Annotated in this window: 16 protein-coding genes; 6 read left to right on the top strand and 10 right to left on the bottom strand. The window is 47.6% G+C overall.

The annotated features are described in order from the left end of the window. Positions 1-107: 107 nt before the first annotated feature. Both ACRPK8_RS05150 and ACRPK8_RS05145 read left to right on the top strand, forming a co-directional pair. Positions 108-2,663, top strand: a complete 2,556-nt coding sequence (locus tag ACRPK8_RS05150; RefSeq protein ID WP_432237230.1) for an ATP-binding protein — start codon at positions 108-110, stop codon at positions 2,661-2,663. 194 nt (positions 2,664-2,857) lie between these two features. Then, positions 2,858-3,919, top strand: coding sequence for an MFS transporter (locus ACRPK8_RS05145; protein WP_432237229.1), 1,062 nt, complete (start codon positions 2,858-2,860; stop codon positions 3,917-3,919). A gap of 51 nt (positions 3,920-3,970) precedes the next feature. Here ACRPK8_RS05145 and ACRPK8_RS05140 read toward each other — a convergent pair whose 3' ends face one another. The 6 genes from ACRPK8_RS05140 to ACRPK8_RS05115 form a co-directional block, all read right to left on the bottom strand. After that, entirely contained in the window at positions 3,971-5,143 is a 1,173-nt protein-coding gene (locus ACRPK8_RS05140) for an MFS transporter (protein ID WP_432237228.1), read from the bottom strand. 114 nt (positions 5,144-5,257) lie between these two features. Further along, entirely contained in the window at positions 5,258-6,286 is a 1,029-nt protein-coding gene (locus ACRPK8_RS05135; RefSeq protein WP_432237227.1) for an ABC transporter permease subunit, read from the bottom strand. Then, positions 6,286-7,146 carry an ABC transporter permease subunit gene (locus ACRPK8_RS05130; protein WP_432237226.1) on the bottom strand — a complete coding sequence of 287 codons (861 nt, stop codon included), beginning with the start codon at positions 7,144-7,146 and terminating at the stop codon, positions 6,286-6,288. Before ACRPK8_RS05130 ends, ACRPK8_RS05135 begins: the two co-directional genes overlap by 1 nt. 28 nt (positions 7,147-7,174) lie before the next feature. Beyond that, positions 7,175-8,242, bottom strand: a complete 1,068-nt coding sequence (locus ACRPK8_RS05125; RefSeq protein ID WP_432237225.1) for a DUF58 domain-containing protein — start codon at positions 8,240-8,242, stop codon at positions 7,175-7,177. Positions 8,243-8,248: 6 nt separating this feature from the next. Beyond that, complete coding sequence (locus ACRPK8_RS05120) at positions 8,249-9,172, bottom strand: AAA family ATPase (RefSeq protein WP_432237224.1); 924 nt, start codon at positions 9,170-9,172, stop codon at positions 8,249-8,251. 17 nt (positions 9,173-9,189) lie between these two features. Continuing rightward, complete coding sequence (locus ACRPK8_RS05115) at positions 9,190-9,882, bottom strand: hypothetical protein (protein ID WP_432237223.1); 693 nt, start codon at positions 9,880-9,882, stop codon at positions 9,190-9,192. 220 nt (positions 9,883-10,102) lie between these two features. On the opposite strand from ACRPK8_RS05115, the gene ACRPK8_RS05110 reads away from it, so the two are divergent. Further along, positions 10,103-10,717 carry an NAD(P)-dependent oxidoreductase gene (locus ACRPK8_RS05110; protein WP_432237222.1) on the top strand — a complete coding sequence of 205 codons (615 nt, stop codon included), beginning with the start codon at positions 10,103-10,105 and terminating at the stop codon, positions 10,715-10,717. Between the two features lie 47 nt (positions 10,718-10,764). Here the strand turns inward: ACRPK8_RS05110 and amyS are convergent, their stop codons facing one another. Further along, on the bottom strand, positions 10,765-12,288 hold the full coding sequence (gene amyS / locus ACRPK8_RS05105) for an alpha-amylase (RefSeq protein WP_432237337.1): 1,524 nt from the start codon (positions 12,286-12,288) through the stop codon (positions 10,765-10,767). Positions 12,289-12,643: 355 nt separating this feature from the next. Here amyS and ACRPK8_RS05100 point away from each other — a divergent pair, with 355 nt between their 5' ends. Together ACRPK8_RS05100 and ACRPK8_RS05095 are read left to right on the top strand one after the other, a co-directional pair. Continuing rightward, the gene (locus tag ACRPK8_RS05100; protein ID WP_432237221.1) at positions 12,644-13,468 is read left to right on the top strand and encodes an endonuclease I family protein; all 825 of its coding nucleotides are present in this window, start codon (positions 12,644-12,646) and stop codon (positions 13,466-13,468) included. Between the two features lie 355 nt (positions 13,469-13,823). Next, positions 13,824-14,408, top strand: coding sequence for a YdcF family protein (locus ACRPK8_RS05095; protein ID WP_432237220.1), 585 nt, complete (start codon positions 13,824-13,826; stop codon positions 14,406-14,408). A gap of 53 nt (positions 14,409-14,461) precedes the next feature. On the opposite strand, the gene ACRPK8_RS05090 is transcribed toward ACRPK8_RS05095, so the two are convergent. Then, entirely contained in the window at positions 14,462-15,013 is a 552-nt protein-coding gene (locus ACRPK8_RS05090) for a hypothetical protein (RefSeq protein ID WP_432237219.1), read from the bottom strand. A gap of 135 nt (positions 15,014-15,148) precedes the next feature. Then, positions 15,149-15,322, bottom strand: coding sequence for a YtzI protein (ytzI, locus tag ACRPK8_RS05085; protein WP_432237218.1), 174 nt, complete (start codon positions 15,320-15,322; stop codon positions 15,149-15,151). Positions 15,323-15,448: 126 nt separating this feature from the next. On the opposite strand from ytzI, the gene ACRPK8_RS05080 reads away from it, so the two are divergent. Next, the gene (locus ACRPK8_RS05080) at positions 15,449-16,552 is read left to right on the top strand and encodes a PP2C family protein-serine/threonine phosphatase (RefSeq protein ID WP_432237217.1); all 1,104 of its coding nucleotides are present in this window, start codon (positions 15,449-15,451) and stop codon (positions 16,550-16,552) included. A 73-nt stretch (positions 16,553-16,625) separates the two neighbouring features. On the opposite strand, the gene ACRPK8_RS05075 is transcribed toward ACRPK8_RS05080, so the two are convergent. Further along, a complete protein-coding gene (locus ACRPK8_RS05075; protein ID WP_023467658.1) occupies positions 16,626-17,561 on the bottom strand; it encodes a magnesium transporter CorA family protein in 936 nt (311 codons plus the stop codon). Positions 17,562-17,612: the final 51 nt, after the last annotated feature.

Raw genomic sequence — 17,612 nt, 5'->3', positions numbered from 1 at the left:
TCTTTTTGAGCAAAATGCTGTGTATCGATTGAAAAAAGTTTACAATGAATGAACGGGAATACCTTTATTACTGGAGAAGGATAAAGGGAAAGGAGTTGAATTCTTTTATGAAAACTTGGTTGAATCGAACAATCGGACGGCAAATCATGTCTGCGTTCTACGTAATCTTCTTGACACTGCTGCTAACGACAGGTGGTGTTTATCTATATACGAAACAACAGGTGAATGATTCACGGCAGGAATTGAAGATGTTAAACGAACATCGGACACGGGCGACCGATTTATACGAATCATGGCAAAGCATGCAATACGAGATGCGTGGATTCGTTCTGCTTGGTGACGAAGAGATGTTGAAGGAAATCGAACAGAAGAAGAACGGCATTAACCGTCAGACGACGTGGTTCGAAAAAAACGCACGTTTTCCGGAAGAAAAGCAGTATGCAACGGATGCACGGGAGCTCTATACCGCATATACGCAACGGGTCATGCCGAGTCTGATCAATTATGTCGCGGCGAAAAAAGAGGGAGAAGTCACAGAACCATTCCTGAAAATGCCGACGCTTGGGAAAGTCACGAAAACGAAACCGCTCGATCCAGAACGGAAGTTCAACATCAAGACGAAAAGTGCCGCTGATATGAGTTCGAGTATCGTCGACATGGAAACGGTCTTTACGAAGTACCGGAATTCTCTGAATGACCAGGAGATGGCAGCGCAAGAACAGCTCGGCAAACAGGTCAATTCGTCGCAAATTCTCGGAGCGGTCAATATTGCGATTCTTTTATTGATTACACTTGTTTTCGTTCGACCGTTCGTTCGTCGCTTGACACGCCAGCTTCGCCAGCTGAACCGGGAAAGTGAACGGCTCGCAAAAGGTGAGGATGCGACGCCGATCAACGTCGTGAACCGTCAAGATGAGATCGGCGAATTAACGACGACGTTCAACGAGATGGCAGCTGCCATCTCGAACCAGAAATATCAGCTGGTCTCGAGTAATGATGAACTGCAAAGTCAACAGGAAGAATTAATCGCACAACAGGAAGAGTTGCAATCGCAACAGGAAGAACTGGAAGAGGCGCTCGATATTACCTTACGCAATGAGACCCATCTGCGTTATCGCAATGAGTTGACGGAGACGCTCGCTTCGCGTGAAACGTTGACGGCGTACCCGGCAATCATTGAAAAATTGATTACAATCACCGATGCCGAGCTGGGGGCGATCGTCTTTTTAGAGCAGGACCGGTATACGGATATCGTTTCATATGGGATGACGACGGATCAAGAACATCAGTTGCTGCATGCCTCGACCTCGTTACTGGAACGGGCAAGATTGCACAATCGTGCCGTTCGTTCAACGAAACAGGTCGCTAGTCACCATCCGCTCCCGTATCCGTATACGATGTATGAAATCGTCGTTCCCGTGATGGACCCGGCAACGAATACGATGATTGCTAGCATTTATCTCGTGCGCTACCGGGATGCGTTCACGGAAGATCAGACGAACGAAATCTGGTCATTCTCGCGTCAATTGGCACTTTCCTTACTCCGGATGCGTATTTTTGAGGAAATTGAGCGGGAACGTGAGAAAACGTCAAAACTTCTGAACTCGATTCGTGAGGCTGTCATCTATATCGAAGATGATCTGATTTTTGCGAATAAACCGTTACTCGCTTTATTCCATCACCCGGCACACGATCAAGTGACGGAAGAAGGATTGATGACGCTCGACGTCAAAATCGAAGACCTAGCGGTACAAGTCGATCAGCATGAGGCGTTCCTCGCGTACATGGATCAAGTATGCAGTCATGAAATTCCGACGGAAAGTTTATCACTCTCCTTAAACAAGGAAGAACGATTCGTTACGCTGTATGCAGAAGCAATCCATTACGGTGGCTGTTTCCGTGGAACGATGCTCGTCTTACGTGACGTCACGGCAGAGACGGAAATCGACCGGATGAAGTCGGAATTCGTTTCGACGGTATCGCATGAATTGCGGACACCGCTTGCTTCGATTTACGGCTATACGGAATTGATGCTTGCGCGCGACGTCCATGAAACAAAACGGCAACGGTATCTCGAGACGATTCATGCGGAAACACAGCGGCTGACGAACCTCGTCAATGACTTCTTGGACGTACAGCGGATGGAGTCCAGTCAGCAACAGTATGACTTTAAACCGCTTGATCTAACGAAAGTCATTCAGGAAACGGTCGAGTTCCATACGGCTTCGGCAAAAGACCATGACCTTGTCCTTGATTTCGAAGAATCAACGACGGGACGGATACACGCTGACGAACAGAAAATGCGCCAGCTGTTCACGAATCTGATCAACAATGCGATCAAGTATTCACCGGACGGTGGTCAAATCACGATTACGATGCGTCAAGTCGAAGACCGGGTCCAGTTGAAGATTGAAGACGAAGGGATTGGTATCCCGCGTCACGCGCTACCACAACTGTTCAGTAAGTTTTACCGGGTCGACAATTCGGATAGTCGAAAAATTGGCGGTACCGGTCTCGGTCTCGCGATTTGTCAGGAAATCGTCCGCTCCCATGAAGGGATGATCCATGTCGAATCAACGGAAGGGGTCGGTTCGGCGTTTATCGTCGAACTGCCAATCGTTCAGTCTGTTGTGCCGGTAACGGAAGCTGTCGATGAATGTTAAGGTCAAAAACGTCCTTTGGTTGTTAAATCAAAGGGCGTTTTTTTTTGTTGGTTTCGTCTGTGAAACGGGAACAGAATACTATCGAACAGAAAGGAAGTGAGGAGATGCAGCGTAGTAGATGGCCGTGTTAAGTAAGGCGACCAATCATCCTGTGGATACTCATTGAAAGTAGTAGTGCGTTCATTCCGGCTTACGTGATTGAACGCTTTTACTGGGAAGCACGCGGCATGCGTATTGTCGATGTCGTCATCGCTGAGATCGTTTTTGCTTGGGTGATGTTGATGTGTGAGGTGCCGTTTGGTCTATTATCGGATCGATGGGGCAGAAAACCGTTCATTTTGGCCGGATTCGTGTGCGAGTGGTTATCGTTTACGATACTGCTCGAAGCAAATGCGCTAGCTGCATTCCTCTTAGCGATGGTACTTGCCGGGATTGGTGGCGCAGCACTGAGTGGAGCGCTTGAAGCCCACGTCTATGAAACATTACGTACGTACGGGCTAGAGGGCCGGTTCGAGCCGGTGTGGCGAATGCTCTCGATCGGTAGTTTGCTTATGGCAGGACTTGCGGCACTCATTGGTAGTTATGCTGTCCGGTTCGTCGACTTGATCTGGCACTATCAAATGTCCTGGTGGGTCTTACTCGGAACTGTGTTGTTATCGTGTTTCCTGAAGGAGGCACCTCGGAGAGCAGCGGATAAGTCTCATTCCTTTTTGACGTTGCTCAAAGGGTTCTCGATCCGGCGTGTGTATGTTCGAATCCTTTGCCTCGTCTTGTTATACGCAGCAACGATGGATTTCGTTGATGAGTTTTGGCAACTTTATTTGCGTGACCAGTCGATCCCGATGATTTATATGGGACTCGTCTTCGTACTGTTTCAAATCATGCAGGCAATCGGTGCGTCCTTGTCACTGTTTCGGTCACCTGTCGGATGGGCGATGCTCTACATCGTCTGCCTCACCGGATTGTCGATGGCGTCACCGCTCGTCAGTATCGGGTTACTCGGTCTATTGTACTTGTGTTACGGCTGGGCAGAGCCGTATGTGACGACAATCATTCAAGAAGTAGCACCAGAAAACGGACGCGCGACGTTTACGTCGCTCATCTCGGTCATCGAACGTGTATCGGTTCTTGGAACCGGAATGTTGTTTGTCCTGATCGAACGTGTTTTCTCGCTTCAGCTGACATATGCCGCATTAGGGTTCGTCGCGCTTATGTTTCTCCTAATGTACGGTATAACGCGAACGCGTCGGAACTGAATTAAAAAGAAGGACAAAGGTGCGGGTGACCTTTGTCCTTTTGCGTAATGATTACGATACTTGTCGTTGTGTTGTGATCGAACGTTTTAACAACTGACGAGCCGGTTGCCACATGAATAAGGAGAGAACGCCAGCTAGTGCATAGACGAACTCAATCGCAAACAGATCAGCGAGCCAGCCGAACAGCAGACTGCCGAGACAGAAGCAGAGTGCGTAAACGGTTTGCTGAATGCTGTAGACATACGGTAACCGTTCGAGGGGTATCGTCGTTTGCAACAACGTATTCAGCTCGATCGCCCGGACTTGACTGGCGAAGCCTTGGAATAAGCAGGCGATCACGGCAAGCGTGACGATTGGAGCGAAAGCGAACAAGAAGGTCGCAACAATCGAAAAACCGATACTGCGATAAAGCAACGAACGCGTTCCACGACGACGTAACATCATGTAACTACCGGCGATCATACTCAGCAGATAGAAGGCATTGAAAATGCCCCACCAGCGTTCCGATAACTGGAAGTGGGTATCGATGTAGACGAGGAACAGAGCAGAAATCCACGCCGTACTGACGAACGCATCGATTCCGACGAGATACGTGTTGGCTTTCGCGAATGGATGCGCTCGCGTGTAGCGAATACTCGACCAGAAGGAGACGTCTTCCCCTTCCATCGAAGGGTCGGGTAGAGAGCGGACGCTTCGATAGAACAGATAGCTGATGAGACTGGCACCTAAAAACAGATCCGCCGAGAAGGACAAGACGGAAAGAGGCGATAACCAGCTGACCAGAATGGCACCGAGCGGCCACATGACGAGCTGAATCACTTGATTCGAACCTTGGACGAGACTGTTTGTCTTTTGAACGTCCTGGCATAGTCGAGGGATGAAAGCACTCTCGATTGGACGCGCAAATCCGTCGAAGCAGGCGATGCACCCAACGAGCGCGAGGACGAGTGGTAGTGGCAAATCAAGTCCCCAGATGATGCCTAACAGAATCGTCTTGAGGAGTTGACTACTAAACAACAAGGAAGCGTGCGGAACGCGTTGAGCGACTTGAGCGAATAAAAAGCCGCTTCCTGTCATCCCTGCTGTGACGAGAACAGGAAACAGGGCAGCGAGACTCGCTTGCCCTGTCGTTTGATAAATCATCGCGATCAGGGAGACGATATAGAGCGCATCTCCTGCATTCGCAATCCATTGACTGACCAATAAAAGCGTAAACCGGTTCATTCTGAATGACCTCCATATCGTACGTATTTAGTTAGGAGTGAGAATTCAGAATGATTTACATCGGACGCCCTCATTTCATGTTTTTTTCTAGTGTAAGAGGAAAAAAATGGATTGTCAATCAGAATCGTGATGGGATTTCAGTGCAACGGGTGTAAAAGGATCAACCATCGACGTCGCGGCTGCTTCGTCTTGGGCACGAGAGGGTGATCGTTTAATCGGTTTGAGTTGCTGGCGGAAACGGAAAGCCCGTTCGAGCCGACTCATGAATAGATTGCTGAAAAAGACGACCAGTGCTAGTCCGATCAGCGGAACGAGAAACATATGGTTGAACCAGGATGTCGCTGAGAATTGGTGGTAATAGTAACCGAACATCGAGGCCCATTCAAAAATCGAAGGTGCGATTCCTTCGTTTAAATTAACCGTTCCGGCGAAGAAAATACCAAAAAGTGATAAGTGAACGAGCAACATCAATGTTTGGATGAACTGTTGCATGAAAACGATCGTCAACGTCGGAACAAGGTGCGGCCAAATGTGCCGTCGGAACCGATACCATGGACTGCCGCCGAGTGTCCGGGCGACAATCATGAACTCTTGACTAAGCAACTGACGGGTCTCAGCAATCAGATAGAGTGACAAAGAAGGTAGACCGAGCAAAATCAAGACCGTCACCTCAAACGAGACACGATTGAATAAGGGTGGAACTACAGTCGAATCCAAGAAAATAAGAGAGGTGAAGAGGAGCAATAAAGACACTAACGAAAGCGGAAGAACTAAAAAGCCATCGAGTACGAGCTTCAAATAACGGTTCACTCGCGCATTCCGAAAAGCGAGCGGAACACCAATCGCAAGCGAGAGAAGCATACGACCTAAGGCTACGACGGTACAAGCACCAACGGTCCATTTGAACCCTTCAATCATCATTTGAAAGAGGTCATTGCCGGAGCGGTCCGTACCGAGCCATTGATCACTTGACGGTTTCAATGGTGACGTTGCAAGGAACGTACCGTCCTTGGAATAGAGGTTAGCGATGTGATCCACTTTCCCATCCCGGAAGATCGTATTCCCAAAACTGAGAAGCAGTAATCCGGTTAGCAGAAACAGACAAAACCAAAAGATTGGATCTCGTATAAGCGTGCGATGCATCAAATTTCCCCTTTCCAAGCATTCGGAATCAGCCATTCTGCCAGTAAATCAAGTACGAAAATAGGGATATAGATTAAAAGCAGGATGACCATTAAAATCGGCATATCGCCATTGTAAAGAATAAAACGAAATAATCCCTGTACTTCGAATGTGTATTCGATAATCAGTTGACTGGATAGGACCGTAATGATATTGGCTCGGAAAAACAAATAAAAACGATAGAACATCGTCGGTAATAAATGTTTCCAAAAAAGCGCGGCAGAGCGCATCCCCTTTGCCCGTGCCAGTTCAAGGAAGGGAGCAGATTCTTGTCCGAGTACTTGCGTCGTCAGCCATTTGATGAAGAAGAACAGTGTTGTCAACGTCAGCGTAAGAATCGGTAAAAAACGAATCGAATCCGCATAAGTTCCGGCAATTTCAATTTTGTCATAACCGGTCGTCTTGAATAGGTACAGAACGAGAAATTGTGAGAGGATGACCCAAAACAGGTCTGGAACCATCTCGAGTGTCCGTGTTGTTTGACTCAACACCTGGCGTGTTCGCTTGCCGCTTCTGTAAAACAAATAGACATAAAGGATTGCTGAGACAGCAGAAATCATCATCGCTGTCGTGAAGATAATCAATGTCTCTTGAATGAAAGGGCGAAGCGCAGGTAATAACGGGAATTTTTGTTGAGCGGTCACGTTGAAATAAGTAATCTCATCCAGCTTTGCAAGCTGCACAAACTGTTGCTTCAGACCTTCCCAGTAACTTGCCGGATTGATTTTCATTTGCACGACGAGCGCCGGAAGAGCGCTGATCGCAATCAGGACAAAAAATGCCACGATCAGCTGCATCGATTTTCGGGCGATAAATACCATAAAGCGAAAAACTCCTTTCTTTGGATCCTCAACCGATGGCGAGGATCCGATCATTGCCAATCTGGATCAACTGACTGTTCATATGTTTACGGCGCAGTACGTAGCGTTCGAACTGTTGTGTTGCGATGAACGAATCACGCGTCGAGACCGTCGAGAGGGTCATTAAGACATGTTTTAATTGTGGTTGTCCTTCTTGAAGTGAAAGATGTGTCATCCGGTTCGCTTCGTCGAGTCGATTGAGAAAGAGTTCAATCTTACAGCCTTCCTTGATCAATTCACTGATCAGAAACGCCGCTTGCTCGATGAATGTCTCGAAGTGTTGATGGAGCCCGTAACCGCTTGGAGACGATAAGTTCAAGGCAATCGTAAACGTATCCTGATTGCTCGTTTCGAACACTTTCGCCTGCAATCGACCGGTCTTCGCCGTCGCATACCAGTCGATCTCTTTAGACGGTTCTGCCGTATATGGTTTTGCACCAAGCTGTACGAGTTTATTCTTGAGCGGTGAGTACCGGTCCGGTCGGTCACCGATCCGTAAACGTTGCAAAAGAAGCGGCGTTGCTTGCGCCGTCAAGGACGGTAAGACGGTAAACGACGGATACGTATCAAACGTAAAAAGATAGACCCCCATCCTCCAGGGCAAGCGAATCGTCAAGATGATCTCATCGAATTCGGCCGGTCCACGGCGCACGGTCTGAATCGGAATCGTCACATCCTCTTCCGAGTCAATTACTGCATGAAATGTTGCTGGGTGAAGCGGGTCCATGTCAGGGAAGATGACACCGCCATCCGTATGCAACCGAAGCGTCGTTTCGAGTCCGAGCTGACGCAAGGATTCGACACCGAAGACTTGTAAGTGGAGCGACGTCTGTTCCTGATTGAACATCAATGATTCATAGTGTTTCCATTCGATCGCGACGTCCCGCCGGAGCTGTTTTTCTGTTCGCCCGACAACGAAATGAATCGTCGCCAAGGCTGCGAACAGGAAACCGAGGACGGAAAGACGTGGAATGAAGAGGAAGATGAACGTCATCGTGACGTACAGTGGAAAGAGTCGGCGTTCAAGCCAAAACGGGACGGAACGTTCAATCTGCATGAATCGTCACCCCATCTCAACCGGAACCGGTACGTCGTCAAGAATATGTGTTAAGACAGCTGCTTTCGTCGTCTTGATTCCGCCTTCGAGTGTCAACGTCAAACGGTGGGACAGGACATGTTTCGCAAGATATTTGATATCTTCCGGGATGATGAAGTCGCGCTGATTCAAGAACGCATAGCTTTGGGAAGCACGAAGCAGGGCAATCGCGCCACGCGGACTAACCCCGACTTCAACGAGTTCATGGTTCCGTGTCGCTTGAACGATGTGTAATAGATAATCGAGCACGTCTTGCGATGCGTGGACACGACGTGCTTCTTCCTGCCAGGAAATCAAGTCACCGCCAGACGCAATGCCGACAGCTGACCGACGGACGTTTGTCAGAATTTCAGACAATAAGCGGCGTTCGTTCTCAAAGTCCGGATAACCAACTTCGATTGCGACCATGAAGCGATCGAGTTGAGCGTCAGGTAGCGGGAACGTTCCTGCGGACTCGATCGGATTTTGTGTCGCGATGACGAAGAACGGGGCTGGCATCTGATAGGTTGTTCCACCGATCGAGACTTGACGTTCTTCCATCGCTTCGAGCAATGCCGATTGTGTCCGCGGAACGGCGCGGTTGATCTCATCGATCAAGACGACGTTCGCGAACAACGGACCGCGTTTATTCTCGAACTCCTGTGTCTTTAAGTTGAAGAAGTCCGAACCGATGACGTCTGACGGGAGAAGGTCCGCTGTGAATTGAATCCGCGAGAAGGCACTCTCGAAGCTTTGAGCGAGTGCTTTCGCAAGCATCGTCTTCCCAGTACCCGGCACGTCTTCAAGAAGAATATGTCCTTCCGCGATCAGTGCCGTCAGACAGAGATCGATGACGTCTGGTTTACCGAGATAGATGGAGTTGAGTTGGTCTTTTAATTGTTGTAGTTTCATAGGAAATCCCTCCAAGGTTAAAGTGATGAGTAGCGTGCTAATTGTTGTTCGAAACGAAGAATCTCATCGTTCGTGACGTTTGTTTCCGACATGTCACCATATCGGATATTCCGGTACAACTGGAAATCGACAGGGATCTTAATCCGACGTAACCAGTCTTCGAGCGTCTCGTTCGGGCGACGTTGCTGACTGCGTGGTAAGTGTTGTTCAAAGCGGATAACAAGATCGCGGACACGTGAAGACGAGTACGATGTATACAGATCAGGTGATTTCTTTAAAGCAGGAGGTCGAAAGATCGATTGAGCTACTGGAACGTCATCTGTTACATCACCTGTAGGATTGCGTCGTTTTTTCACGCGACGCGACTGAACGAGTTTCCAGATCATGAGACTAAACAAGCTGATTAAAATGATGTATTGCAGATAAAAAAATGGAGAATCAGACGCATCCGATTTAAGAGACTGCCAGAGCTCATTAGGACCAGGTATTCGTTCGATTGGACTAAAAGGTATCTTGTCTTTTGTTTTGAAATGAGAGTGACCAGGATCATTTTTACGATCAGTGTCTCCATCTACGTATCGCCAGTCAGATGGATTTTTGACAGGGTCTGGCATGATGTAATGCGTATAAATATACGTCGCGGTAGTTTGAAACAAGAATAGACCGATTAAAATGACACCAAGCGACATGATGAAACGTTGCCGTAACACACATATTCCTCCTCTCCGTCTTTATAAATAAAAGGAATAAGGATATGATGTTTCAATTGCTTAAGGAAAAAATATCCATATGTACTTAGGAAGATTTTAGCATACATGCTTAACGAATAAAAACAATTTTCTGAAAATAAGGATAAGGTAAAACGATTCATTTTCAAGCGCTGAGGGTATGATGGAAGCAATGGATCTTGAAAGGGAAAGGATGTTTTGTATGAAATTGATTATTTTTGGAGCAACTGGTCAAACCGGACAAGAGCTCGTTAAACAGGCGATCGATCACGGACATGAGGTCACGGCATTCGTCCGGAGTCCGGAAAAACTAACGCTCCGAGACGAACGGTTACACGTCGTCAAAGGCGACGTGCTCAATCAAGAAGAAGTGACGGCTGCAGTTGCTGGACAAGATGCCGTCCTGACGGCGCTTGGTACAGAGAGCCTTGCATATAGTGGTTTTTTAGAACGGAGTCTCGTCCGGATCGTGACCGCGATGAAAAAGCAGGGGGTAGAGCGGATTGGTTACGTCGCTTCTGCTGGTGTTGATGATGAGTTGCCTGGCGTGCAAGGGATGCTCGCTCAGCGGATTCTGAAGAACCCACTGAAGGATCACCGCCAAGCGATTGCACTCCTGCAACAAGCGGATTTGAATTATACAGTAGCACGACCACTCCGTTTACTGAACGGTCCGTTGACGGGACTCTATCGTCAAGCGGACACGGGTGTACCGGAGGATGCGAAACAAATCAACCGGGCGGATGTGGCGCATTTCTTGTTACAGGCAATCGAAATGGAAGAGCATGTGAAATCAAGTGTCGGACTAGCTGAATGATAGAGAAAGGTCTCTCCCGTATTACGCGGAAGAGACCTTTTAAGTGTTTATTGCTGACGATAGACGGAGACCGAACCACCGTTGACGAAGAATTGACCATAACCATCTTGGTTTATTGTGACCGATGCCGGATTGTTTCCAGTAATGTCCGTCCAGACTTCGCCTTTATTCTGAAGACCGACGTACATCCATTTGCTACCACCAGGACCGTCTGAGAGGATTGTCGCAAGACCTGATTTCGCGCGATCTGAAACTCCTTCCCGTGTCCAACCGATGATATCTTGGTTATCAAGATAATCGTTTTGTTTTCCGAACGCGAAGTCCTTCCGTGCTTTGAGCAACGGATCAATCTTCGAAGCGAGTGCTGGAATTTCGCGATTAGACGTACCTTTTGTTCCATAATAATCACCGTAGAAGACCGACGGATACCCTTGTTCACGTGTCAGGATCATCGCATAGGCGAGCGGTTTAAACCACGACTGAACCGTTGATTCAAGTGATTGTCCCGGTTGCGAATCATGGTTTTCAACGAGTGTGACGGCTTGGACCGGATTACTCTTGACGACTGTTCCATCAAAGATCGTCCGCATGTCGTAATACCCGCCACTTTTACTTGCCTGTTCGAATTTATAGTGAAGCGGTGCGTCAAAGACGGACTGTTGATAATTCGTCCGGCTCAGGTAATTTTGTAGTGTTCCGAGATCGTTCTGCCAGTATTCGGCGACTGTAAATAACGGTTTACCTGTCGTCTGGCGAACATTCGCGAGCCAGTCTGCCAAGTAGCCGTGTTTGATATGTTTGACGGCGTCGAGACGGAATCCATCGAGACCCAGCTCATTGACGTACCATTTCCCCCAGTTTTTCATTTCTTGTTGGACTTCCGGGTGATCAAAGTCGAGATCAGCATACATCAGGTAGTCATAATTGCCGTTTTCACCTGAAACGTCCGTATCCCATGCTTTTCCGGTTCCGCGGAATTTGTAGATGGCACTCTTAGAACGTGACTGATCCCAGTCGGTTCCGTCAAAATGGTACCATTTCCATTTGAAGTTCGAATAAAGATTGTTGCGCGCAGCAAAGTTAAAACCTGTCCATGCTTGAATTTGATAATCGCCGGAGACTTCCTGGTTTCGGTTTCCCGGATTGACTTCGACTGCCGTGACGGCTTCCGTAAAATCTGCTCCTCCTTTATGATTCATGACGACGTCGCCATAGACATCGATTCCAGCGGTATGCAATTGACCAATCGCCGTTTTTAACTGTGCTTTTGTACCATACTTCGTCCGGACGGTTCCTTTTTGATTGAACTCTCCTAAATCATACAAATCGTAAGCACCGTAGCCGACGTCGTTTTGTGAAGTTCCTTTGTACGCCGGGGGAATCCAGACCGATGTAATGCCAAGCTGATCGAGCTTCGTCGCGTCACTCCCGAGACGATTCCAGTGGTTGCCGTCATTTGGCACGTACCATTCGAAATACTGCATCATCGTGCCATTGTCGGCGGTCGCTCCGACTGCAATCGGTTGCGCAAGTGGCGCTAAAAAAGCAGCAGATGCGACGGTTGCTAAAATCCATCCTTTTTGTTTCACGTAAAGACCTCCTTGAGATTTGTGAAAGCGCTTGCATTAATAATTATAGGTAAGATCAGGAAGGCAGGCATATCGTCCCGGGTTCTTATTTGTCAGTGTCATTCGTTTATGACTTTCGAACCTAGAATATTTTTTGTAGTGAACTATTTTGGGTCTATTGATGTTTTGTCCGAAAAAAATCAGGACCATATCACCGTTGTCTTTCCGTCAAAAATCTGAATGGGGGATCCATGAGTGAAATACGGGTCTATCGTCCATCTTCCACCATGGTGGTATTCGATGTGAAAATGAGCCTGTAACACCCGCTTTCATACATACCATTCGAGGGGGAACACACATGAACTGGAAGTCAAAGGTCACAGGTGCACTTGCTGCCACACTTGCACTCGGGTCAATCGTCTTTACACCGGTTACAGCCAAAACAGTCGATCTAAAACAGGTATCGGCAGGACCGCAGATGGTTACGTCACAATCAACGATTGATGCGTACTATCTACCGGCAGCAGGAAAAACAGGGGCAGCGTTGAAGGCATCGCTGCACGATATCATCGACAATCATACACAGGTGTCATACGACACGGTGTGGACGGCACTCAAAGAAACGGATCAGGATCCAAACAATGCAAACAATGTCATCGAATTGTACACGGGGAAGTCGATTGCGAAGACAAGTAATGGTGGAAACGTTGGTCAATGGAACCGCGAACATGTCTGGGCGAAATCACACGGTGATTTCGGAACAGCAAACGGACCGGGAACGGATTTACATCACCTTCGTCCTGCCGATGTCGTCGTCAATAGTGCGCGGGGAAACCTTGACTTTGACAATGGTGGAACGAAATACAGCGGTTGCGATTGTTACCGGGATGGCGATTCGTGGGAACCACCAAACCGCGTCAAAGGGGATATCGCACGGATGATTTTCTATATGGCGGTTCGTTATGAAGGAGGCGGCGAAATCGATCTCGAGACTTCCGAGAACGTCAACAATGGCTCGAATCCGTTACACGGAAAGTTATCAACGCTAAAAGCATGGAACAAACTCGACCCAGTCGATAGCTTCGAGAAACGCCGTAATGACGTCATCTTCGAGAAGTGGCAAAAGAACCGGAATCCATTTATCGATCATCCGGAATACGTGACATCAATTTGGGGAAATTGATGGCGAATCAGTAAAATGAGTAAATGGGGTTGACTCAAAAAAGAATGACGCGTCTTTTCACGCCCTTTCCTCAGGCGAGACACAAGCCAGTTTTCCTGCTTCGTTCAAGCAGGAAAGCGGGTCTTGTTTGTCTCTGACAGCGCAAAGATGCGCTTTTTCCTGTAGGAGTGGCGTGTAATGAGTCATTCTTTTTTACGAAATAAGGGTGGCAGATCATCATTCTGCCACCCTTATCTTTGTAGATTGAGTCAGCCCCATTTTTTATGAAAGCTCAGCGGCATCGTCCTGAAACTTTTAGGACGAAACATACGTACAGCATAGCGTAAGTCATTTTTCATCGGAGAGGTCGTACGATATGATAAAACGCGCGTGTAGCAAACGAAATGTTAAATGGCTGGTCGGAAGCGGGCTCATCGCTTGTGTCGCTTTTTGGTACAGTGTCGGAATCTTCGTCAGTAGAGGGGAACGACCACTCGCTGATGGCACGTCACCCTATGTCATCGTCCTTGGCGCGGGTGTCAAAGGAGAAAAACCGTCACAAATCTTACATAACCGGATTCAAGCGGCAGCCGCATATGGAAAACAACATCCGAATGTCCGCTTCATCTTAAGTGGTGGGCAAGGTCCGGATGAAGATATTTCGGAGGCGGAAGCGATGCGACGGGGGATGGTGGCGTCTGGCATTAAAGAGGAACGCTTGATTCTTGAATCGCGCTCGACATCAACGATGGAAAATCTACAGTATTCAAAAGCCTTATTGCCAAAAGGTGTCCGTGATGTTTCGATCGTTACCTCGGACTTCCATCTGTACCGTGCTCGAAAAGAAGCGGCACAGCTTGGGTTACGGACGGATGCGATTCCGGCTGAGACACCACTGTCAGGAGTCCTCCGCTTCGGGATGCGTGAGCGCATCGCAATCGTTGTACAATTTTTACGTTAAAAACCCCGACGTGTCGAACACGCCAGGGTCACTTCAGAAGTGCATCTGAGTGATCAGATACCTTCACCTTTATGTTTTTCCTCAGTATTAGAAGAAGTACTTGTTTGTTGATTCGACGCATCATGCGCAGCAGGCGGTTCTTCTTTGCCGAGTGCGACATCCTTCGCTTCGACGACCTTACTGCTGATATCACTTAGGTCGCCTTTCGTCTCATTGACCGTGTCCTTCACTGTCGAAGCATCTGATTTTACTGTTTCTAGTTCTGTGTTCACTTTGTCATAGACGTTTTGGACGTCAGAAGCCACTTCTTGAATGATGCTGGAAGCACTCTTTACTTGATTGATGACTTGCGATGCTTTGCCTGACGGATCTTCCTTGATGGAAGACGCGAGCGTCGACACAGAATCTTTCGCACCACGTAAGCTTTGTTTCGTATTTTGGCGGGACGAAGAGCTAAGTAGCGTCAACAGACCGCCGACAAGGGCACCGAGCAACATCCCTGTGACGAGATTGACTTGACGACCGGATGATTCTTCCTGATCGAACTGACGATTCGGATGTTCTGCGTGCGTTGCATGTGGATCATGTTGAAGCTTCGGTTCCATAATGAACACTCCCTTGAGATAATATTTAGCCATGATATGGATATACCCTTGTAGACGAATCAAAAACATTTGAAAATAACATGCATTTGAAATGAATTAAAAAAAAGACCATCGTGATATGATGGTCTAAGAGGTTCATTTGTTGGAAGAATCATCATCATTTTCGTGACGAATTTTTCGGTTGATTTCATCATAATCGATTTCGATATCGTCTTTGTTGCCTTTATAGCCATATCCTTTTGAAATGACGATGATCGAGGCGACCAAGACGAATACGATGATGAGAATGGAGACGACATATAACCACATAGTCCACTCCTCCTTTCGTTCACTTTCTAGTATGACGGAAAACGCAGCATCCGTCTAAACGAAATTGCAGGTTGTGTGCTAAACTGATGTCAGATAAACATGTTAAAGGGAACGAGGTGACGGCGGGTGAGTATTTTGGTCGTAGATGACGAATTGACGAATTTAATGCTCTTAGAGCGATTGTTGGAAAATGAAGGCTATGATGTCGTCAAAGCGATGAGTGGGGAAGAGGCAATCTCATTAATGGAAGACCCGTTGTTCATTGAACAATTGGATGTCGTCCTGCTCGACGTCGAGATGCCGGGAATCAGCGGAATCGACGCGACGCGTTTGATTCGCAAACGGTTTGGTCTCGATGAACTGCCAATCCTGATCGTCTCCGGACGATCAAACGAAGAAGACATCGTCGATGGACTTGACGCGGGGGCATCCGATTATACGACGAAACCAATCCGGAAAACGGAATTGCTTGCACGGGTTCGTAACGCAGTCGGTCTGAAGCAAGCGATCGATGCGCGAAAACGTTATGAAAAAGTATTACAAGAAGATTTTGATTTGGCCCAAAAACTGCAACAGAGTGTCCTCAGTGCCAATATCGAGGATGATGAGATCCGGATCATGGCGACCTATATCCCGTCTAAGAAACTAGCGGGAGATATGTATGCCTGGTATCGCATCTCTCAGAATAAATACGGCATCATCTTGTTCGATGTCATGGGGCATGGTGTCTCTTCTGCCTTGATCACGATGGGGATGAGTTCGATTTTGTTCGAACTCGTACACCGAATTGGTGATCCGGCACAGGTACTGGAAGAGTTGAATCAACAGATGAGTCGTCTGTTCCCAGGAGACGAGACAGAAATCTATTTCACGGCCGTCTATCTTTATATCGACCTAGATGAGATGAAACTCAGCTATGCGAACGCAGGGCATCCACCTGGTTTACTGCGGATGAATGATCAAATCATTCCGCTTGAGAATACGGGACTTCCAGTCGGTATGTTCGAAGATTCGACGTATTCGAGCAAAACGATCGATCTCGTTTCACCAGGATGTGTTTACCTCTATACGGACGGTTTCATGGAACTTTACAGCAAAGGGATTGATGAAGGAATTTATGCGATCCAGAATCTGATTGAACAACAAGGACCAAACATCCATCAGTTGATTCAGCCGGATCAGAGTGATGAAGCGGATGATCTCTGTCTCGTGACGGTCGAAATCAATTAAATCGTAAAATGAAAAGACTCAGCGACGGAAACACCGTCACTGAGTCTTTTTTGCGTTTTCGAATCCATTTGTACTAGAAAAACCTTCTCCGCCATAAGATGAATGCGGCAAGTCCAGAGAAGAAAATCATCATGCCGAAGACGATCCAAAAACCGATGACTTCCCCTTCCCACGGAACATGGACGTTCATCCCGAACATTCCGGAAATCATCGTCGGAATCGAGATGACGATCGTAATCGAGGCAAGGAACTTCATGACGAAGTTGACATTGTTCGAGATGACGGAACCGAATGTATCCATCGTCGAACTGATGATGTCTTTATAGATTTGTGCCATCTCCATCGCTTGACGGTGTTCAACGAAGACGTCCTCAAGCAAGTCTTCATCGTCTTCATGTTTCTCGAGACTCGGTGTTTTGATGATCCGGTCGAGGACACCATCGTTTGATTTCAAGGAAGTCATGAAATAGACTAACGATTTCTGAAGGTTCATCAATTGAAAGATTTCTTGATTTCGCATCGAACGTTGCAGCTCTTCTTCGAGTTCGTCCATACGACGATCGATTTGGCGTAGAAAACGGAGATACGAGGAACTGACTTTGTAGAGAATCTGGAATACGAAGCGCGACCGGTAGTTCGTCCGGAAACCCCGGAGTTTTCCGCTTGAAAACAATGTCAAGACATCGAGCTGTTGTGAACAGACGGTGATGAAATGACGGGAGGTCACGATGATACCGAGCGGAATCGTATTATAACGGCGTCCTGATGATTCTTCCTCGATGTAGGGAACGTCGACGATCATCAGCAGACCTTCTTCATCTTTTTCAAAACGTGGCTTTTCCTCCACGTCCAAAGGGTCATAAATGAAATCCTCTGGAATATTCGTAGCAGCGATGACCTGGTCGGCTTCGTCCTTTGTCGGATTGACAAGATGGATCCAGGAACCCTTTGTGAACTCCTGTATCTCGTTGACTGCCCCGGTGACATCGCTTCGATAAATCGTCAACATATTGTCTATCCCTCCTGCTCTTCACTGTCTCATTATAGAAACAGAAGATGC

This window comes from Exiguobacterium sp. TDN 0502 (genome assembly GCF_050846835.1).
GTDB lineage: Bacteria > Bacillota > Bacilli > Exiguobacteriales > Exiguobacteriaceae > Exiguobacterium_A.
This window is presented reverse-complemented; position numbering and strand designations above follow the sequence as displayed.